Origin of the sequence: Stenotrophomonas sp. G4 (assembly GCF_003428825.1) — a bacterium.
In the GTDB taxonomy this organism is placed as follows: Bacteria; Pseudomonadota; Gammaproteobacteria; order Xanthomonadales; family Xanthomonadaceae; genus Stenotrophomonas; species Stenotrophomonas indicatrix.
The window spans coordinates 1810319-1828319 of the sequence record NZ_CP031741.1 but is presented as its reverse complement, the minus strand read 5'-3'; the positions used below and the strand labels follow the sequence as shown (position 1 = coordinate 1828319).

17 protein-coding genes are annotated in these 18001 nt (G+C 67.1%); 5 read left to right on the top strand and 12 right to left on the bottom strand.

What is annotated here, in order from left to right:
* Nucleotides 1-4: 4 nt before the first annotated feature.
* From pcaH to D0Y85_RS08615, 10 genes are all read right to left on the bottom strand, one after another.
* Entirely contained in the window at nt 5-715 is a 711-nt protein-coding gene (gene pcaH, locus D0Y85_RS08665; RefSeq protein WP_117310164.1) for a protocatechuate 3,4-dioxygenase subunit beta, read from the bottom strand.
* Nucleotides 716-783: 68 nt separating this feature from the next.
* A complete protein-coding gene (pcaF, locus tag D0Y85_RS08660) occupies nt 784-1992 on the bottom strand; it encodes a 3-oxoadipyl-CoA thiolase (RefSeq protein ID WP_117311887.1) in 1209 nt (402 codons plus the stop codon).
* Between the two features lie 7 nt (nt 1993-1999).
* The gene (locus D0Y85_RS08655) at nt 2000-2647 is read right to left on the bottom strand and encodes a 3-oxoacid CoA-transferase subunit B (RefSeq protein ID WP_117310163.1); all 648 of its coding nucleotides are present in this window, start codon (nt 2645-2647) and stop codon (nt 2000-2002) included.
* A complete protein-coding gene (locus D0Y85_RS08650) occupies nt 2644-3324 on the bottom strand; it encodes a 3-oxoacid CoA-transferase subunit A (protein ID WP_117310162.1) in 681 nt (226 codons plus the stop codon). Before D0Y85_RS08650 ends, D0Y85_RS08655 begins: the two co-directional genes overlap by 4 nt.
* 171 nt (nt 3325-3495) lie before the next feature.
* Nucleotides 3496-4815, bottom strand: coding sequence for an MFS transporter (locus tag D0Y85_RS08645; RefSeq protein WP_162887631.1), 1320 nt, complete (start codon nt 4813-4815; stop codon nt 3496-3498).
* Between the two features lie 53 nt (nt 4816-4868).
* Nucleotides 4869-5720 (bottom strand): type I 3-dehydroquinate dehydratase, encoded by an 852-nt coding sequence (gene aroD / locus D0Y85_RS08640; RefSeq protein WP_240329371.1) that lies wholly within the window; start codon nt 5718-5720, stop codon nt 4869-4871.
* Nucleotides 5721-5755: 35 nt separating this feature from the next.
* Nucleotides 5756-7045 carry a carbohydrate porin gene (locus D0Y85_RS08635; protein WP_117310159.1) on the bottom strand — a complete coding sequence of 430 codons (1290 nt, stop codon included), beginning with the start codon at nt 7043-7045 and terminating at the stop codon, nt 5756-5758.
* Nucleotides 7046-7067: 22 nt separating this feature from the next.
* Nucleotides 7068-8579, bottom strand: a complete 1512-nt coding sequence (locus D0Y85_RS08630) for a right-handed parallel beta-helix repeat-containing protein (protein WP_117310158.1) — start codon at nt 8577-8579, stop codon at nt 7068-7070.
* A 538-nt stretch (nt 8580-9117) separates the two neighbouring features.
* The gene (locus D0Y85_RS08620; RefSeq protein ID WP_117310156.1) at nt 9118-10683 is read right to left on the bottom strand and encodes a YdiU family protein; all 1566 of its coding nucleotides are present in this window, start codon (nt 10681-10683) and stop codon (nt 9118-9120) included.
* A gap of 31 nt (nt 10684-10714) precedes the next feature.
* Nucleotides 10715-11404 carry a glutathione S-transferase gene (locus tag D0Y85_RS08615; protein WP_025875105.1) on the bottom strand — a complete coding sequence of 230 codons (690 nt, stop codon included), beginning with the start codon at nt 11402-11404 and terminating at the stop codon, nt 10715-10717.
* Between the two features lie 91 nt (nt 11405-11495).
* On the opposite strand from D0Y85_RS08615, the gene D0Y85_RS08610 reads away from it, so the two are divergent.
* On the top strand, nt 11496-11915 hold the full coding sequence (locus D0Y85_RS08610; RefSeq protein WP_051585111.1) for a hypothetical protein: 420 nt from the start codon (nt 11496-11498) through the stop codon (nt 11913-11915).
* A gap of 78 nt (nt 11916-11993) precedes the next feature.
* Here D0Y85_RS08610 and D0Y85_RS08605 read toward each other — a convergent pair whose 3' ends face one another.
* The gene (locus D0Y85_RS08605; RefSeq protein WP_025875108.1) at nt 11994-12203 is read right to left on the bottom strand and encodes a cold-shock protein; all 210 of its coding nucleotides are present in this window, start codon (nt 12201-12203) and stop codon (nt 11994-11996) included.
* A gap of 304 nt (nt 12204-12507) precedes the next feature.
* Here D0Y85_RS08605 and D0Y85_RS08600 point away from each other — a divergent pair, with 304 nt between their 5' ends.
* Nucleotides 12508-12996: a YaiI/YqxD family protein gene (locus D0Y85_RS08600; protein ID WP_025875110.1), complete on the top strand. Its 489-nt coding sequence runs from the start codon at nt 12508-12510 to the stop codon at nt 12994-12996.
* Between the two features lie 13 nt (nt 12997-13009).
* Here D0Y85_RS08600 and D0Y85_RS08595 read toward each other — a convergent pair whose 3' ends face one another.
* Nucleotides 13010-13879 (bottom strand): pseudouridine synthase, encoded by an 870-nt coding sequence (locus D0Y85_RS08595; RefSeq protein WP_117310155.1) that lies wholly within the window; start codon nt 13877-13879, stop codon nt 13010-13012.
* Nucleotides 13880-14006: 127 nt separating this feature from the next.
* Between D0Y85_RS08595 and D0Y85_RS08590 the strand changes: the two genes are divergently transcribed.
* From D0Y85_RS08590 to D0Y85_RS08580, 3 genes are all read left to right on the top strand, one after another.
* On the top strand, nt 14007-14555 hold the full coding sequence (locus tag D0Y85_RS08590) for a YaeQ family protein (RefSeq protein ID WP_117310154.1): 549 nt from the start codon (nt 14007-14009) through the stop codon (nt 14553-14555).
* Nucleotides 14552-15736 (top strand): NAD(P)/FAD-dependent oxidoreductase, encoded by a 1185-nt coding sequence (locus D0Y85_RS08585; RefSeq protein ID WP_117310153.1) that lies wholly within the window; start codon nt 14552-14554, stop codon nt 15734-15736. Before D0Y85_RS08590 ends, D0Y85_RS08585 begins: the two co-directional genes overlap by 4 nt.
* Nucleotides 15737-15827: 91 nt before the next feature.
* The gene (locus D0Y85_RS08580) at nt 15828-17897 is read left to right on the top strand and encodes an EAL domain-containing protein (RefSeq protein ID WP_117311886.1); all 2070 of its coding nucleotides are present in this window, start codon (nt 15828-15830) and stop codon (nt 17895-17897) included.
* The last annotated feature ends 104 nt before the right edge of the window (nt 17898-18001 follow it).

The window sequence follows — 18001 nt, the reverse complement described above, 5'->3', positions numbered from 1 at the left end:
GGTGTTACTCCCAGACGGTCATCTTGCGACCGCGCAGCACGATGTCGAAACGGTAGCCCAGCGCGAATTCGTTGGCGGTGTTTTCCCAATCGAACGAGGACACCATGCGCTCGCGCGCCTTGGCGTCGTCCACGCAGTTGTAGATCGGATCAAACGCCAGCAGCGGATCATTGGGGAAATACATCTGCGTGACCAGGCGCTGGCCGATGCCTTCGCCATGCAGCGAGAAGTGGATGTGTGCCGGGCGCCAGGCGTTGTAGTGATTGCGCCACGGGTACGCGCCCGGTTTGATGGTGGTGAAGCGGTAGCGGCCTTCGCTGTCGGTCAGCACCTGGCCGGTGCCCTTGAAGTTCGGATCCAGCGGCGCGTCGTGCTGGTCGCCCTTGTGCAGGTAACGGCCGGCGGCGTTGCACTGCCACACCTCCACCACGGTGTTGCGCGCCGGGCGGCCGTTCTCGTCCAGCACGCGGCCGCTGACGATGATGCGCTCACCCTGCGGCTGGCCTGGGAAGCCGGCGGTCAGGTCGGCGGCATGCTCACCGAGGGTGATGCGGTTGATGCTCGGGCCGGTCACTTCCGAGAGCGTCACCGGGATCGCGATCGGGTCGGTTCCCGGGCCGCGCAGCGCGGTGGAGGCATACGGCAGGTGGATGCGCGGCGGCTGGCTGCCGGGGTACGGCTTGCGGTAGCCGCGCAGTGGGGTGGGATCGCTCATGGCGTACTCCTGTTGGCGAGCGGCCCGGAAGCCGCAGCTGTCTTGAGATTACGGAATCAGGGGATGGTTCACACGCGCTCGATGGCCAGGGCCACGCCCTGACCCACGCCGATGCACATCGTGGCCAGGCCACGGCGGCCACCGCTGGCCTCCAGCTGGCGCAGCAGGGTCAGCGCCAGGCGCGCGCCGCTCATGCCCAGCGGGTGGCCCAGCGCGATGGCACCGCCGTTGGGGTTCACGTGCGCGGCATCGTCGGCCAGGCCCAGCTGGCGCATGCAGGCCAGCCCCTGCGAGGCGAAGGCCTCGTTCAGTTCGATGGCATCGAAATCGTCGATGGCCAGGCCCAGCCGTACCATCAGCTTCTGGCTGGCCGGCACCGGGCCCATGCCCATGATCGCCGGCTCCACGCCGGCACTGGCAAAGCCGAGGATGCGCGCGCGCGGGGTCAGGCCCAGCGCCTGTACCTGCGCACCGGAGGCCAGCAGCAGCGCGGCGGCACCATCGTTGATGCCCGAGGCGTTGCCGGCGGTCACCGTGCCCGGCTGGCGGAACAGCGGCTTCAGCCTGGCCAGTGCTTCGGCGGTGGTATCGCCGCGCGGGTGTTCATCGCGGTCGACGGTCACGGTTTCGCCGCGTTTGCGGCCCGGTACGTCCACCGCCACGATCTCGCCGTCGAAGAAGCCGCGCGCCTGCGCGGCGGCCGTTCGCTGCTGGCTGCGCAGGGCGAACGCATCCTGGTCCTCGCGGCTGACGCCGTAGCGCTCAGCCACGTTCTCGGCGGTCTGGCCCATGGTCTCCACGCCGTGCAGTTCACGCAGGCGCGGGTTGATGAAACGCCAGCCCATGGTGGTGTCTTCGATCTGCTGGTCACGGGCAAACGGCGAGGTTGCCTTGCCCATCACGAACGGCGCGCGCGACATCGATTCGACGCCGCCGGCAATGGCCAGGCCGAGCTCGCCGGCAGCAATGCCACGGGCCACGGTGCCGATCGCATCCAGGCCCGAACCGCACAGGCGGTTGATCGTGCTGCCGGGCACGCTCACCGGCAGGCCGGCCAGCAGCAGGCTCATGCGGGCGACGTTGCGGTTGTCCTCACCGGCCTGGTTGGCGCAGCCCAGGTAGACGTCCTCCACCAGCGCCGGGTCCAGCTGCGGGTGGCGCGCCAGCAGTGCCTTCAGCGGAATCGCGCCGAGGTCGTCGGCGCGCACACCGGACAACGCGCCGCCGTAGCGGCCGATCGGGGTGCGGATGCCATCGACGATATAGGTCTCGTGCAGGGGCATATCAGGCTCCCTCGGCCAGTGCCAGCGGCAGGCCGGTCAGTTCACGCAGTTGATCGATGTCCACGCCCTCGACCATTTCCAGCACGGTCGCACCGTCGGCGCCAAGGTCGAACACCGCCACATCGGTATACACGCGCGACACGCAGCGCAGGCCGGTCAGCGGATAGCTGCATTCGGCCACCAACTTGCTTTCACCCTGCTTGGTGAACAGGTCCATCATCACGAACACCTGCTTGGCCCCGATGGCCAGGTCCATTGCACCGCCCACGGCGGGAATCGCATTGGAGGCACCGGTGCTCCAGTTGGCCAGGTCACCGTGCGCCGAGACCTGGAAGGCACCGAGCACGCAGATGTCGAGGTGGCCGCCACGCATCATCGCGAACGAATCGGCGTGGTGGAAATAGCAGCCACCGGTCAGCAGGGTCACCGGCTGCTTGCCGGCATTGATGAGGTCCGGGTCTTCCTGGCCGGGCGCCGGCGCCGGGCCCATGCCCAGCAGGCCGTTTTCCGACTGCAGCAGTATCTCCTTGTCCGCCGGCAGGAAGTTGGCCACCGTGGTCGGCAGGCCGATGCCCAGGTTGACGTAGGCCCCTTCGGGAATATCGCGCGCCACGCGTGCGGCCATCTGTTCGCGGCTGAGCTTGTTCATGCCTGCACTCCTTCTGCGGCCACCGGCACCATGCGCTGCACGAAGATGCCGGGGGTCACCACGGCCTCCGGGTCCAGTTCGCCCAGCGGCACCACCTCACGCACCTGCACGATGGTGCAGCGTGCGGCCATCGCCATCAGCGGGCCGAAGTTGCGCGCAGTCTTGCGGTACACCAGGTTGCCCCAGCGATCGCCGCGGTCGGCCTTGATCAGCGCGAAATCGGCATGCAGCGGGTACTCGAGCACGTAGTGGCGACCGTCGATCTCGCGCGTTTCCTTGCCCTGGGCCAGCTCGGTGCCATAGCCGGTGGGCGTGAAGACCGCGCCCAGCCCGGAACCTGCCGCATGGATGCGCGCGGCCAGGTTGCCCTGCGGCACCAGCTCCAGCTCGATCTCGCCGGCGCGGTAGGCCGCGTCGAAGTGCTGCGAATCGGCCTGGCGCGGGAAGGAGCAGACGATGCGGCGCACGCGCTTGTGCTTGATCAGCGCAGCCAGGCCGGTATCGCCGTTGCCGGCGTTGTTGTTGATGATGGTCAGCTCGCGCGCACCTTGTGCAATGAGCGCATTGATCAGCTCGTCGGGCATGCCGGCAGTGCCAAAGCCGCCGATCATCACGGTCGCGCCATCATGGATATCGGCCACCGCTGCTTCCACGCTGGCTACGCTCTTGTCGATCACTGCATTGCTCCTTGCCCTGCCTGCCGGCGGTCATCACCGTCACGCTGCAGGGCCACTGCGAAGGGAAAACATGACCCGGACATGGTCGCCATGGCACGCCGCCCGGTCAATGCGATATTCGGCCAGTCGATTCGATAATCGCACATTGAGTGACGTGCTCCGGCCATCGGTTCAACGCCGGTTCTGACCCACGCCCACGCGCAGGCCGAGGCACGCCCATGCCGCCAGCAGCAGCGGCGCAGCGCACAGCACGTACAACGAGGACGGCTGCCAGCCACCATCGACCAGAACACCCACGGTGAGCGGCGAGAGGATCGCGCCGACCCGGCCGATGCCGATGGCCCAGCCCAGGCCGGTGGTCCGCACTTCGGCGGCGAACACCTCCGGCGCGGCCGCATACAGGCCGGCCATCGCTGCGAACAGTGCCGCACCGATCACGAAGGCCAGCGGGAAGGCCACGCCCAGCTGCGTGCTGAAGGCCGCAAAGCCCAGCATCGAGACCATCGCCAGCAGCAGCGCGCCGGCCGTCAGCCTGGACAGCGACCAGCGCGAGGCCAGCCAGCCGAACAGGCTGCCGCCAACGATGCCGCCCAGGTTCAACAGCACGCCACCGGTGATGCCCTGCTGCGCCGACACGCCGGCCGAGACCAGCAGCTTCGGCGTCCAGCTCAGCACGAAATAAAACGCGAACATGTGCAGGAAGAACGCCAGCGCGATCAGCAGCGCGACACGGCGCAGGTCACCCACGAACAGCGCGGCATAGCCCTGGCGCTGGCCGTCGCGCACCGGCGCTGGCGGCAGCGCCTGCAGCTCTGGCATGCGCATGCGCGAGAGCAGCGCGTTCAAGCGTGGCAAGGCATTGGCCGGGCGACGCGCGACCAGGAAATCCAGCGATTCGGGCAGGCATTTGAGCACCAGCGGAATGCACAGCAGCGATGCCGCTGCGCCGACCAGGAACACGCTGTGCCAGGCCCAGTGCTCCAGCATCCACGCAGCCAGCAGACCGCCAGCGGTCGCACCGATCGGGTAGCCGGTGGCCTGCAGCGCGACAGCGGTGCTGCGCCACTTGGCGTTGGCGTACTCGGCGGTGATCACCCCCACGCCGGCCAGCATGCCGCCGATGCCGATGCCGGTGTACACGCGCAGCGCACCCAGCTGCCAGGCGTCGGCGGCCAGCGCGGACAGCGCCATGCCACTGGTCAGGATCAGCAGGCAGCAGACGATCATCGGCCGCCGCCCCCAGCGGTCGGCCAGCGGTGCCAGCAGGAACGAACCCAGCGCCATGCCGACCAGCCCGGCACTGAGCATCAGCCCCAGCACCTTGCCCGACAGCGCCCAGTCCGCCGAAACATGCGGCGCGGTGAAGGCCATGACCATCACATCGAAGCCATCAAGCATGTTCAACAGCACGCAGATGGCGATGGCGGTCCACTGGAAGGGACTCATCCGTTCAAGGACAAGCGACGGTGCGGCGGCGGAGGCGTGGCTCATGGTGCGGTTTCCTGCAACAGCGTGGTGCGGTGGAACGTCCGGCGGGGAAGGTCTCAGTGACCGGCCTGGCTGGATGCATGGATGACCTGCAGGACGTCCTGGAGGCGATCAACCTCGACCTGGCCTGGCGCCGACGGAGTGCCGATCATGCCGAAGGTCAGAGCCTGGCCGAAGGTTTCGCCAGCCAGGCGCGAAACCACGCCGGTACCACCCATCGACATGGTCAGCAGCGGCTTGTCGCTCTGCTGGCGCACCTGCCAGGTGGCATCGAGCAACGCCAGCACATCGCCAGCGTCGCGCGGCATCACCGCGATCTTCAGCACGTCCGCGCCAAGGGCCTGCTGCTTGAGCAGGCGTGAGACGATTTCCTCGCGCGGTGGCGTGGCGTGGAAGTCATGGCTGGACATCACCACTTTCACGCCAGCCTTGTGGGCCTGCGCCACCAGCGCCTGCACCACCTTCGGATCGCGGAACATCTCCACGTCGATCAGCTGGGCGACACCACCGCGCAGCAGCGCAGCGTAGAGCTTGCCGTAGTCGGCATCGCTGATCGGCTTGGCGCCCCCTTCGGCCTTCGTGCGGAAGGTCACGATGGCCGGCTTGCCCCCCAGCGTGGCCTGGATGCGCTTGCCCAGCGCGACCAGCGCCTTGCCATCGGTGGCGATGTCCAGGTAGTCGATGCGCCACTCGGCGATGTCGGTGGATCTGCTGGCGGCGATGGCCGCGGCCTGCTGCAGAGCGACGTCCGCGGTGGCACCGGTAATCGGTACGATGGTGCGCGGACTGCCCTCGCCGATGCGCAGTTGGCCGACCTGCAGCACCGCCGGTGGCGGCGCGGCCAGGGCCAGCAAGGGAGAGGAGGCGAGCACGCCGGCGAGGACAACGGAAGCGAGCGGAATTTTCATCACAGTCACCACAGCATGGAAGGAGCGCGCGGCCATCAGAAGGTCACCTTGGCCTGGACACCTACGGCCCAGGCGTTGTCGGTACCGCTGTAATTGAACGTGCCCGGGTTGACGATGTACTGCACGTCCGGGCGGATCATCAGCCAGGGGTTCACCTGGAAGCTGTAGGACAGCTCGAACAGCTCCTCGGCCTGGCTGAGGTTGTACAGCGGCGAATCGGTGGGCACGCCCCCGGCGGCCAACGTGGCGCGCCGCGCATCGACCAGGCGGTCATTGATATCAGCGCCGACGTAGCCCAGCGCGATGCTGTCCTGCGCACGCGCGCCGATGCCCTGGTAGACGCCGCCCAGCGCGTACCAGCGCTTGATCTGCGCGGTATCGGTGTCGGACACCATGTACTGCGCGAAGGCGGTCAGGCCGCGGCTCGGGTCGGCCGATTCCTGGGTCAGGCGCTGTTCTGCCAGCACGTAGGCGCCGTGCCGCCCGGTGGTCGGCGAGGTATCCAGGCCGCGCCTGTCCACGCGCGACGTGTCGTAGTAGCCACCGAACTTGTAGACGCCGGCGTAGCGGCTGCCCTTGGCCGGCGTCCAGGTCACCTCCACCGGAAACAGCGAGCCGGTGGTGCCCGAAACGAACGGACGGAATGCGTTGCGTTCGATGTTGCCGCCCAGGTTCGGGTTGACCTGGAACCAGCCTGTGCGCACGTTCACCGCCGGGCTGATCTGCTGGGCGAACTCACCGCCCCAGCGTGCCATCGGATAGTTGTACCAGCCGCTGTTGCCGGACATCGCCAGCGGGTGGGCGCAGAATGCGGCGTTGACGAAGTGGGTCAGCAGGCTGTGCAGGCCGAACTGGTTGCCCATCGCGTAGTACCCCAGCTTGTAGTACGACCGGCCCGCATTGAAGGTCTGGTCGTAGCTCAGCTCGGTCAGCCGCGTGTACTGGCCGCCATACGCCTCCTGGATCGGGAAGCGGTTGCCGACGAAGTCCACCGAGGTGCTGCGGCCACGACGATCATTGAGGGTGAAGTGGAACGCACCGCCGTCCCAGCCGGCCAGCTTGCCCATGTCCAGGTCCACGCCCACCCGCACCTGCTGCGCATAGCGCGCGCCGGTTTCACCGTAGCCACCATCGACCACGCCCATGGCCTCGCCCACGTAATCGCCGCGGAAGGCAACGCCGCGCTCGAACAGTTCGGTGCGGGTGCCGCCCCAGTCGCCGGTAAGCGTCTTGCCTTCGTAGCGGTTGCTGGACTGCGCGCTGGCCACGGCTGGCAGCAGCAGGGCGGCCAGCAGGCCCAGGGAAACAGGTTTCGCAGGATTCATGATCGCGGTCTCGTGGAGGTGATCAGCGCAGCGACAGTGGCGCACTCAGGGGGGATGTGGCGCCCTGCGCCGAGGTAACCGTGGCGGTCAGGCTGCCGGCAGCGGCAGCGTCGGTCCCTGCACCGAGCGGGAAGGTGAAGCTGCCCTGCCCCTGCGCGTCGGTACGTGCTTCCACACTGCCCAGCACCCACTCGGCCTCGTTGCCGGTGGCGGCGCGGTTGCCGAACACTTCCACCTGGTAGCGGGTATCAGGCACGCCCTGGAAACGACCCGTCAGCTGGCGCTGCGCACCCTTGCCCTGCACCGCGGTCAGCTGCGGCGCGGCCTGGCCGAGGTTCGGCAGCGGCTGGCAGCCGGCCTGGCCGGCAGCGGTGCAGATGCGCGCACGCTTGGACGCATCGTTGTCCACGCCACGGCCACGGGAGCCGACGAAGCTGGCGTGCTCCAGGCCCGGCACACCGAACACGATGGCGCCACGCGGCTGGCCCTTCACGCAGGCGCCGCCGGCTTCGCAGCGCTCGATCGGCAGGCCGTTGCCGTAGATGCGGTTGCCGGTGAAGCGGTTCGGCGCACTGACCGGCTGCGGGCGCACGCCGATGCCGATGCCATTGCCGGTGATGGTGTTGCCGTCGACCACGTTGCCGCTGCCGGTGATGCTCAGGCCCAGCGAATTGCCGGTGAAGGTGTTTGCCGCGATGTAGTTGCGGTTGCCCCAGTTGATCTGCAGGCCATCGGAGTAATCGACGAAGCGGTTGTGGACCACGCTGTTGTCGTTGCCCCACAGGATCTCGATGCCCTGTGAGGGTTCCGGGTTGGCCCTGGTGGATTGGAACAGGTTGTCGGCCACCAGGTTCCAGGCCGCGCCGCGGGTCAACTCCAGGCCGTCGCCGTTATCGAGGAATACGTTGCGCACGATGCGGTTGTGCACGGTGGTGGTGGCGGTGGACTGGCCCTTGCCGTCATCACCGGTGAGCATGATGCCGGCACCGCCCTTGTTGGCGACGATGCGGTTGTCATGGATCTCGTTGTGGCTGGAGCGGTTGACCAGCACGCCGATGCAGAAATTGCGGATCTCCAGGCCGGCCAGCTCCACGCCCTGGGTATCGCGCAGGACCAGGCCCGGGAGCGTGGTGGTGCGCACGTTGGTGCCGGACTGGCCCGGCTCGGCGCCTGGGCAGGCATCGGTACCGGTGCCGGTCACGTAGGCCGAGCCATCGATGGCGACGTACTGTCCATCGCGTTGCCAGGACGTGCCGATGATCTGCACCGGTCCCTTGATCTCCGGCAGCGGCGTGGCCGGCGTGATGACGTAAGGCGCAGCGCCAACGGCCGCGATCTCGATGCGGTATCGACCCGGCGCCGCATTGGCAGTGGTGATCGCCCAGCGCAGCGAGCCGGCGTTGGCGTCGTCGGCGTAGCGGTCCACGCGCAGCACCTGCAGTGCTTCGCGCGGCGGTTCGGCCTGGTAGGCCAGCGCCAGCGACGGCAGCACGGCAAGCAGGGACAGGGAAACAATGGACAGACGACGGCGCATGCGATCACTCCGCGCAGAGGAAGGAAAATCCGGCGGCCTTCCCCCTGCACCTGGCATCAGCACCGGACCGGCTGCTGCCCTCGCCCCGCCAGGGGTGGATCGCTTGGACTGCTATGAAACTGCGGAAATGAAAGTAGGTTTATCGCACTGCACCATTCAAGTGCGGTAATCGACTGCGTGTGCGAATATCGCACTGAATAGGTACTACCATCGTTGTAGGCGAGGTGTTTGCAGGGCTTTGCAGCCCTGCACCTGCCTGGAGCCAGAGCCACAGATCTCGAAACAGATCGGGGTCAGATCCGGCAGATCGCGGCCAACTGTCGAAGGCGGGGCACTGTGGGTTTGCGGGGTGTGAGCCGCATGGATGCGGCGACCAAGCCTCCATGGACGGATTCACGGCGCCCCCGCAAACCCACAGTGCCCTGCCATCCCTCGGAATCCCGACGTTGCTGTTGCTGTTGCTGTTGCTGCTGCTGAGGTTGCCGACCAGCGGCCGGCACTACAGCGGGTGCAGGGCGCAGCCCTGCAAAGGAAAACCCTACGAACTGCAGGAAAGCATCGAACAGCCTGCGCGGTCGTCAGCCCACGCCGGCCGCTTGCCGGCGTAATGTTCCAGCCCCGGGCGTTCGGTGTACGGATCACGCAGTACGTCCTGCAGGGCATGCACACCGCCCAGGTCGCCCTGCTCGGCGCGGTCGATCGCTTCCTGCGCCAGCCAGTTGCGCAGCACATACAGTGGATTGGCCGCGCCCATCTTCGCGACACGCTCGGCTGCCGGCAGCGGATCGGCACGCAGCCGCGCCGCGTACTCCCGCAGCCACTGCTGCAGAGGTTCCTGCACCGCGTGCTGGCGCTCGGCGTCGTAAAAGACCTCGGCCAATACGCTTGCATCGGGTGCGTTGGCATCGATGCGCATCAACGCACGCCATGCCAGGGTCATGTCCATGCCGCCGTCCTGCATCAGCTGCTGCCAGCGCTGGTAAAGCTGCAGATCGGCATCATCGGCCGCGGCCAGCCCCAGCTTGGCCGCAACATCGCGACGGGTGCAGGCGACAAAGGTCGCCTGGTAAGCGGCCAGCCCTGCCTGCAGCGGCTGCACGTCGGCGAACAACGGCGACAGCGCCTGCGCAAGCCGGTTGAGATTCCAGTACGCCACCTGCGGCTGGGTGCCGAAACGATAGCGGCGTCCCTGCGCATCGGTGGTGTTCGGGGTCCAGTCCGGGTCGAAGTCTTCGACCCAGCCATAGGGGCCATAGTCCAGCGTCACGCCGAGCACGCAAAGGTTGTCGGTGTTCATCACCCCATGCACGAAGCCCACGCGCATCCAGTGCGCGATCATCTCTGCGGTACGCACGGCGATCTGTGCGAACCAGTCGCCATACAGCGCTTCGCCCTGCCCCTTCAGCTCCGGGAAATCGCGGGCGATGCACGCCTCGACCAATTGCTTCAGCAGTGCGGTCTCGCCACGTGAAGCAGGCAGTTCAAACGAACCAAAGCGCAGGAACGAGGGCGATACCCGGCAGACAATCGCGCCGGGCTCCGCGCGCGGATGACCGTCGTAGAACATGTCGCGCACCACGTCTTCGCCGGTGCCGACCAGCGACAGGGCGCGCGTGGTCGGCACACCCAGGTGATGCATGGCCTCGCTGCACAGGAATTCACGGATCGACGAGCGCAGCACCGCACGGCCGTCGGCGCCGCGCGAGTACGGGGTCGGCCCGGCACCCTTCAGCTGAAGCTCCCAGTGCCGGCCATCGGGGGCGATCACCTCGCCCAGCGAGATGGCGCGACCATCACCGAGCTGACCGGCCCAATGGCCGAACTGATGGCCCCCATAGTTGGCCGCCCACGGCTGCATGCCCGCATACAGCGCGTTGCCGCCGAACACCTCGGCGAAGCCTTCGTCATCGACCTGCGCAGGATCGAACCCCAGCATCCCGGCAACCTCCGGCGACCACGCCAGCAGTACCGGCGCTGCGACAGGCGTCGGCATCACCGACGACCAGGCCGCACCCAGCACCTCGCGCCGGCGCGGACCGGACTCGGGATCGCCCGGCAGCAGATTCAGCAGGCGGTTGTCGAACTGGGGGGCAGTGGTATCCATGGGCAAAGCATGGGGGCGGCGACGGCCATCCTCAATCGCCGCGCAGGGCCTGCAATGCCCCGCCGTGCGCCTCGGCGCGCCGGTAGGCCGGGCGCTCGCCGATGCGCTTGAGGAAGCCACGCAATGCCGGCTTGTCGTCCAGCCCGCCGCCGCGTGCGGCCGCCGCCTGGATCGGGAAGCTCATCTGGATGTCCGCAGCGGTGAAGCGTTCGCCTGCAAACCACGGGCTTTCGGCCAGGCGCCGTTCCATCCAGTCCAGATGCAGGCGTCGCTGCGGGCCGATGAAACCGCGCTCGGCCTTGTCGGCGATGCTGCGGGCGATCGGCCGCGCGAAGAATGGCATCGGCGCGCTGCGGATGCGGCTGATCACCAGGGTCAGCAGCATCGGCGGCATGGCCGAACCTTCGGCATAGTGCAGCCAGTAGCGGTAATCGATGCGCTCTTTGCCTTCGGCCGGTACCGGCGACGGCGACAGCTGGCGATGCACGTCGTAGCGGTCAACCAGGTAGTCAAGGATGGCGCCGGATTCGGCCAGGATGAGGTCGCCATCCTGCAGCACCGGCGCCTTGCCCAGCGGATGCACCTGGCGCAGTTCCGGCGGCGCCAGCAGGGTCTTCGGGTCGCGCGGGTAGCGGCGCAGTTCGTAGTCCAGCCCCAGCTCTTCCAGCATCCACAGCACGCGAAGCGAACGGGAATTTTCCAGATGATGGACGATGCGCATGGGCGGCTTCCGCAGAAAGGTGCCCGATGGTAGCGCGGCCTGGTGCACGCAGGTGTCTGCTACCCTGCCCGGCCGTGGAAGGCCTGCCAGCATGGACACCCCGCCGTTCGATGCACTGCTTGGTTACCTCGGGCAATCCGAGGACCACAACTGGACGCAGTACATCTGCGAACACGTTGCCAAGGGCGTCCTGCGCAGATTCGAAGCGCACGATTGGCAGCGCCTGCAGAAGATGATCGCAGCGCAGCCCGCGTTCTGGCAGCAACGCTGCACCGACGCGCTGGGTGAATGCATGAAGCCCGAAGCGTTGCCGCTGCTGTTCAGTCAGCTCCATTCCAGCGATGACGACAGCCGGATACTGGCGGCCTATCACCTGCAATGGATGGAAGTGCCGGTGGGTCCGGAGGTGGTTGATGTCCTGCGCGAGATCCTGTCGCGCATTCCGGCAGCCGAACGCGCCGAGTACCAGGAAATAACCCAGCTGCTGGAGCGAGCGCTGGCTGCGGGTTGAACCCGTCGTGCGACGCAAACGAAAAACGCCGGGAGCTTTCGCTCCCGGCGTTCTGGCTACCAAACGGTAGCAGACGGATTAGACCGCCTGCACCTGGTCAGCCTGCATACCCTTCTGGCCCTGGACGGCGACGAAGGTAACCTTCTGGCCTTCCTGCAGGGTCTTGAAGCCGGTGCCCTGGATCGCGCGGAAATGCACGAACAGGTCCGGGCCGCTTTCCGGGGTGATGAAGCCGAAGCCCTTGGCGTCGTTGAACCACTTGACAGTGCCGGTCTGACGATCAGACATATTTACTAACTCCTGAAACACATGTTGAAAAAAATCGCAGCCACCGGGTATCGGGGCCGAGACTGAGTTGCAGGCGTTGGTAAAGCGGATCGATGAGCGGATCGTGAGATCAACTGCACCAGGCCACGATTCACGGTGACCCTAGCAAACACAGTGGGCCAGACGATACGCGTGTTTTGAGCAAAAAGCGATAGCCATGATATTCAGCGTCAAACGGCCAGCCCCTAGGCAGGGCAAGGGGTTGCACCAGATCGAGGCTAAACCCGGGTCCCCATTCAGGTTTTTCCTACCCTACACTGGGTAAATGACTGAAGCTGAAACCCGAGCTGAACCCCTGCTCCCCCGCATCTGGGTGGACGCAGACGCCTGCCCTGTTGTCATCCGCGACATCCTGTTCCGCGCAGCTGAACGGGTCGGCGTGGAGCTGACCCTGGTCGCCAACCAGTGGATCCGCACCCCGCCTTCGCGCTGGCTGCGCTCCATCCAGGTTCCGCAGGGACTGGATGTGGCTGACAGCGCCATTGTCGAACGGATGGCTGCCGGCGACCTGGTGGTCACCCAGGACATCCCCTTGGCGGCCCTGGTGCTGGAGAAGAAGGGCGTGGCCCTGAACCCGCGCGGCCAGCTGTACACCCCCAACAACATGGCCGAGCGGCTGTCGATGCGCAATTTCATGGAAGAACTGCGTGGCGCCGGCGTCCAGACCGGCGGGCCACCGCCGCTCGGCGCGCGCGACCGCCAGTTGTTCGCTGCCGAGCTGGACCGCTGGCTGGCGCGACGACCGGGCAGGTGAATCCGGCTGTGCGTCAGCCGGGAACGCACAAGGTGCGCGTGCTGCGGAAGCTGCGTCGCTGGCCGGTCAACGGATCATCGAAGATCAACATCTGCGCCAGCAGCTGCAACGGCGGCTCGGCCGCACCCTCTGGCCGCACGTGCAGCTGCGGATAGAGCTCGTCCCCCAGGATCGGCGCCCCGAGCGCGGCCATATGGACGCGCAGCTGATGCTTGCGCCCGGACTCGGGCGCAAGCCGGTAGCGCCAGACCGGGCCGTGCGCATCAATGACCTCGACACGGGTCAGCGCATTCGGCTCGCCGGGAACTTCAGCCATACGGAAGAACGGTTCCCCCGGCTGCAGCCGGCTACGCCGCTCCAGCGGAAACCGCAGGTCCGGCAAGGCCGGCGCCAGCGCCTCGTAGGTCTTCTCGATGCGGCGCTCACGAAACAGCCTCTGGTACGCGTCGCGCGTTTGCGGCTGGGTGGAAAACAGCACCAGGCCGGCCGTCAGCCGGTCCAGCCGGTGCAACGGCACCAGGTCGGCGTTGCCGGTGCGCTCGACCAGGCGTGCCAGCAGGGTCTGGCGCACAAATGCGCCGGCCGGCGCAGTCGGCAGGAAGTGCGGCTTGTCGGCCACCAGCAGGTGAGCGTCGTGATGCAGGATGTTCTCTTCGAAGGGAATCACCGGCTCATCGGCCACTTCACGGAAGTAGCGGATCTCCAGCCCCACCTGCCACGGCATGTCCGGTGCCAGCGCCCTGCCCTGTGCGTCCTGTATCCGCCCGCGTGCGAAGCGACTCTCCCATTGCAGCCGGTCGATGCGCGGGAAGCGCGCACACAGGCCCTCCAGCAGGGAAACCCAGTTACCGGGCGGCAGCTGAAGTCGGCTGGGCAGGGACATACGACAGGGCACGCCGGAAGCATCAGGGCGGCCAGCGTGCCACCGATCACGCCCTGCCGACACCCCCATACCGGACACCCCCGGGGCAAACCTCTATCATTGACGGTCTTTACCCCTCTGGATCTTCATGGCCCTCACCGCCACCATCCGCAAGGCCGAACTACAGATCAGCGACATGGATCGCGGCTACTACGCGACCCACAACCTGACCCTGGCCCAGCATCCGTCCGAAACCGACGAACGCCTGATGGTGCGCCTGCTCGCCTTCGCGCTGAACGCTGGCGACCGCCTGGAATTCGGCCGCGGCCTGAGCACCGACGACGAACCGGACCTGTGGGAACACGACTACACCGGCGACATCCTGCAGTGGATCGACCTCGGCCATCCGGACGAGTCGCGCATCCGCAAGGCCAGCAACCGCAGCCGGCAGGTGCAGGTGGTCAACTACGGCGGCAATGCATCGGACATCTGGTGGCAGAAGCAGGGCAAGGGCCTGGCCCGCTTCGACAACCTGTCGGTGATCGACCTGGACGGCGGCTTCGTCGATCTGTGGGGCCAGCAGATCCAGCGTGCGATGCGCTGGAGCGTGCTGATCCAGGACGCCGAAGTGCAGCTGCTCAACGATCAGATGCAGCTGGACGTGATCCCCAACTGGCGAAAGCGCGCCAAGGCATGAGCACGATCCGCTGCGACGTACTGGTGATCGGTGCCGGCGCTGCCGGGCTGATGACCGCGATCACGGCGGGCCAGCGAGGCCGGCATGTGCAGGTGATCGACCATGCCAACAAGATCGGCAAGAAGATCCTGATGTCCGGCGGTGGCCGCTGCAACTTCACCAACACCGGCACCACCCCGGCCAACTTCCTGTCGGCCAATCCGCATTTCTGCAAGTCGGCGCTGGCGCGTTACTCGCCGTACCACTTCATCGAGATGGTCGAGCGCCACGGCATCGCCTATCACGAGAAGGAACTGGGCCAGCTGTTCTGCGATGTCTCGTCCAAGCAGATCGTGAAGATGCTGGTGGACGAATGCCAGCAGGCCGGCGTGCAGATCCGCACGCAGTGCAGCGTGGAGCGCATCGAGCACGGCACTGACGGCTTCCGCGTGCACACCACGCTCGGCCTGTTCCATTGCGCCTCGCTGGTGGTCGCTACCGGCGGCCTGTCCATTCCCAGCCTGGGTGCAACCGGATTCGGCTATGAGATCGCGCGCCAGTTCGGCCACCAGGTGCTGCCCACCCGCGCCGGCCTGGTGCCGTTGACCCTCAGCGGCACCCACCAGGAGCGCCTGGCCGAGCTCAGCGGCGTCGCCCTGCCGGTCGAGGCCAGCTGCAATGGCACGAGTTTCCGCAACTTCATGCTGCTGACCCATCGCGGCGTCAGTGGCCCGGCCATCCTGCAGATCTCCTCGTTCTGGCAGCCCGGCGACGCGCTGTCGCTGGATCTGCTGCCCGGCCAGGATGCCGCCGAATGGCTGCGCCGGATGAAACGCGAACGCCCCGCCGCGGAACTGCGCACGGTGCTGGGCGATGTGCTGCCCAAGCGGCTGGCGCAGCGCCTGTGCGAGCACTGGCTGCCCGACCGCCCGGTACGCCAGCTGGACGAGCCGGAACTGCGCAAGGCCGCACAGGTGCTTTCAGCGTTCCCACTGGTGGCCAGCGGCACCGAGGGCTACCGCACCGCCGAAGTCACCCTGGGCGGCGTCGATACCAACGAGGTCTCTTCCTCGACGCTGGAATCCAAGCGCGTACCCGGCCTGCATTTCGTCGGCGAGGTGCTGGACGTGACCGGCTGGCTGGGTGGCTACAACTTCCAGTGGGCCTGGGCCAGCGGGCACGCGGCCGGCGGCGTGGTGTGAACCGCATCGCCGTTCCATGCACGCAACCGTTGCGCGCATGGACGCGCCGCCACGCATCGTGTATCTAGATTTGCAGATTGGGGAGCAGTGCATGCAGAACGCGAACGACATCACCATCCGCCTGCTGATCGTCGATGACAGCGGCGAGAACGCCGAAGCCATCGTCAGCACCCTGCGCAACAGCGGCATCGCCGTGCGCCCATGGCGCCCGCAGGACTCGGCCGAGCTGTCGCAGGTGCTGGCCAGCCAGGCGATCGACCTGGTGCTGGCTGCGCCCTCGCAGAGCATTCCGCTGCCACTGGTGGCCCAGCACATCGCCGCCAGCGGCAAGGACATCCCGCTGGTGCTGCTGGCCGAACGCATCGACGAGGACGAACTGGTACAGGCCAGCAGCAACGGGGTTCGCGCCCTCGCCCTGCGCCAGCGCGGCGAACACCTGCTGGCGGTGGTCCGCGACCAGTGGGTCGACCTGCAGGCGCGGCGCGGCCTGCGACGGATCGAAGCGCAGATGCGCGAGACCGAGCGTCGCTGCGACGCGCTGATCGCCTCTTCGCGCGAGCCGATCGCCTATGTCCACGAAGGCATGCATATCCGCGCCAACGATGCCTACCTGGAAATGTTCGGTTACGAGGATTTCGAGGAGGTCGAAGGCATCTCGTTGCTGGACATGGTTGCCGCCCAGCACGTGGATGATTTCAAGCAGCTGCTGAAGTCGCTCAGCCGCGGCGAAGCACCGCCGCCGCAGTACCAGCTGGATGCCCGCCACCAGGACGGCAGCGCCTTCCCGGCGACGATGGAATTCACCGCAGCCACCTACGAGGGCGAATCCTGCCTGCAGGTGGTGTTCCGCCGGCGCATGGAATTCGACCCGGAGCTGGCGCGCGAGGTCGAGGACCTGCGCCAGCGCGACCAGGTCACCGGCCTGCTCAACCGCCCCACCTTCATGCTGCAGGTCGAGGACGCGGTTGCCCAGGCCGGGCGCAGCGAAGGCCAGTTCGGCCTGCTGATGGTCGAGCCGGACCATTACGCGCGCCTGCTCCCGGATATCGGACTGGCCTCGGCCGACGCCCTGATCGGCGCCCTCGCCGCCCTGCTGGCCGACGTCGTTGGCGACGATGCGCAGCTGGCCCGATTCGGCGAACACAGTTTCGCCGTACTGCAGTCCGGCCCCTATGCGCAGACCGTGGCACTGGCCGAGCGCATCCGCGAGGCCTACGCCGCACACGTCTTCAGCATCGGCGCGCGCTCGGCCACGGTGACCGTCAGCATTGGCGGGGTGCAGGTGGGCGAGAAGATCGCCAGCATCGGCCAGGTGCTGGCGCGCGCCAGCGAATGCACGCAGGCCGCAGCCGCCCTCGGCAATACCTGCCGCATCTTTGACCCGGCCGCTGTTGATCGCGTGGAGGAAGAGCGCGTGCAGCGCTGGGTCGCGCGCATCCGCGAAGCCCTGGCAGGCGATGGCTTCCAGTTGCATTACCAGCCGGTGCTGAACCTGCAGGGCGAGTCGCTGGAGCTGTATGAAGCCTACCTGCGGCTGGAACACAACGGAGAGCTGCTGAGCCCGACCGCCTTCCTCGGCATTGCCGAAGAACATGGCCTGCTGGCGGACATCAACCGCTGGGTCGTGTCGCAGGCAATCGCGGTGCTGGGCGCGCGTGCCCGCGAGGGTCATCCCACCCAGGTGCTGGTGAAGGTCACGCCGGAATCGTTCGATGATCCGAAGATGATCGCCGCGCTGCGCCAGCAGCTGCAGGCGCACGGCGTGCCGGGCGAACGCCTGTGGCTGCATGCACCGGAATCGAAGGTGTTCACCCACCTGCGCAGCGCCCAGCAGTTCCTGACGGAAGTGGCACCGCTCGGCTGCCGGATCGGCCTGGAACAGTTCGGCTCGGGCCTGGATTCGTTCCAGTTGCTGGCCCACTTCCAGCCGCAGTTCCTCAAGCTCGATCGCGGTTTCACCAGCGACCTGGCCGCCACCCGCGAGAACATCGACCGGGTCAGCCAGATCACCGCACGCGCGCAGGAAGCGGGCATCCGCACCATCGCCGAGTTCGTCAGCGACGCCAACTCGATGACACTGCTGTTCAGTGCCGGCGTGGATTACGTGCAGGGTGATTTCGTCGGCCCGGCAGCGCCGGCGATGAACTTCGAGTTCGGCTGACACCTCACCGGTAGCGCCGGGCCATGCCCGGCGGGTGGCCTGCAGACCGCTGCGCTCGCCGGGCATGGCCCGGCGCTACCCATAAAGAAGGCCGGCTTGCGCCG

Coding starts and splice junctions, on each gene's coding strand:
- pcaH (WP_117310164.1), bottom strand. CDS start 715: ATGAGCGATCCCACCCCACTGCGCGGCTACCGCAAGCCGTACCCCGGC.
- D0Y85_RS08655 (WP_117310163.1), bottom strand. CDS start 2,647: ATGAACAAGCTCAGCCGCGAACAGATGGCCGCACGCGTGGCGCGCGAT.
- D0Y85_RS08645 (WP_162887631.1), bottom strand. CDS start 4,815: ATGAGCCACGCCTCCGCCGCCGCACCGTCGCTTGTCCTTGAACGGATG.
- aroD (WP_240329371.1), bottom strand. CDS start 5,720: ATGAAAATTCCGCTCGCTTCCGTTGTCCTCGCCGGCGTGCTCGCCTCC.
- D0Y85_RS08635 (WP_117310159.1), bottom strand. CDS start 7,045: ATGAATCCTGCGAAACCTGTTTCCCTGGGCCTGCTGGCCGCCCTGCTG.
- D0Y85_RS08630 (WP_117310158.1), bottom strand. CDS start 8,579: ATGCGCCGTCGTCTGTCCATTGTTTCCCTGTCCCTGCTTGCCGTGCTG.
- D0Y85_RS08620 (WP_117310156.1), bottom strand. CDS start 10,683: ATGGATACCACTGCCCCCCAGTTCGACAACCGCCTGCTGAATCTGCTG.
- D0Y85_RS08615 (WP_025875105.1), bottom strand. CDS start 11,404: ATGCGCATCGTCCATCATCTGGAAAATTCCCGTTCGCTTCGCGTGCTG.
- D0Y85_RS08610 (WP_051585111.1), top strand. CDS start 11,496: ATGGACACCCCGCCGTTCGATGCACTGCTTGGTTACCTCGGGCAATCC.
- D0Y85_RS08605 (WP_025875108.1), bottom strand. CDS start 12,203: ATGTCTGATCGTCAGACCGGCACTGTCAAGTGGTTCAACGACGCCAAG.
- D0Y85_RS08600 (WP_025875110.1), top strand. CDS start 12,508: ATGACTGAAGCTGAAACCCGAGCTGAACCCCTGCTCCCCCGCATCTGG.
- D0Y85_RS08595 (WP_117310155.1), bottom strand. CDS start 13,879: ATGTCCCTGCCCAGCCGACTTCAGCTGCCGCCCGGTAACTGGGTTTCC.
- D0Y85_RS08590 (WP_117310154.1), top strand. CDS start 14,007: ATGGCCCTCACCGCCACCATCCGCAAGGCCGAACTACAGATCAGCGAC.
- D0Y85_RS08585 (WP_117310153.1), top strand. CDS start 14,552: ATGAGCACGATCCGCTGCGACGTACTGGTGATCGGTGCCGGCGCTGCC.
- D0Y85_RS08580 (WP_117311886.1), top strand. CDS start 15,828: ATGCAGAACGCGAACGACATCACCATCCGCCTGCTGATCGTCGATGAC.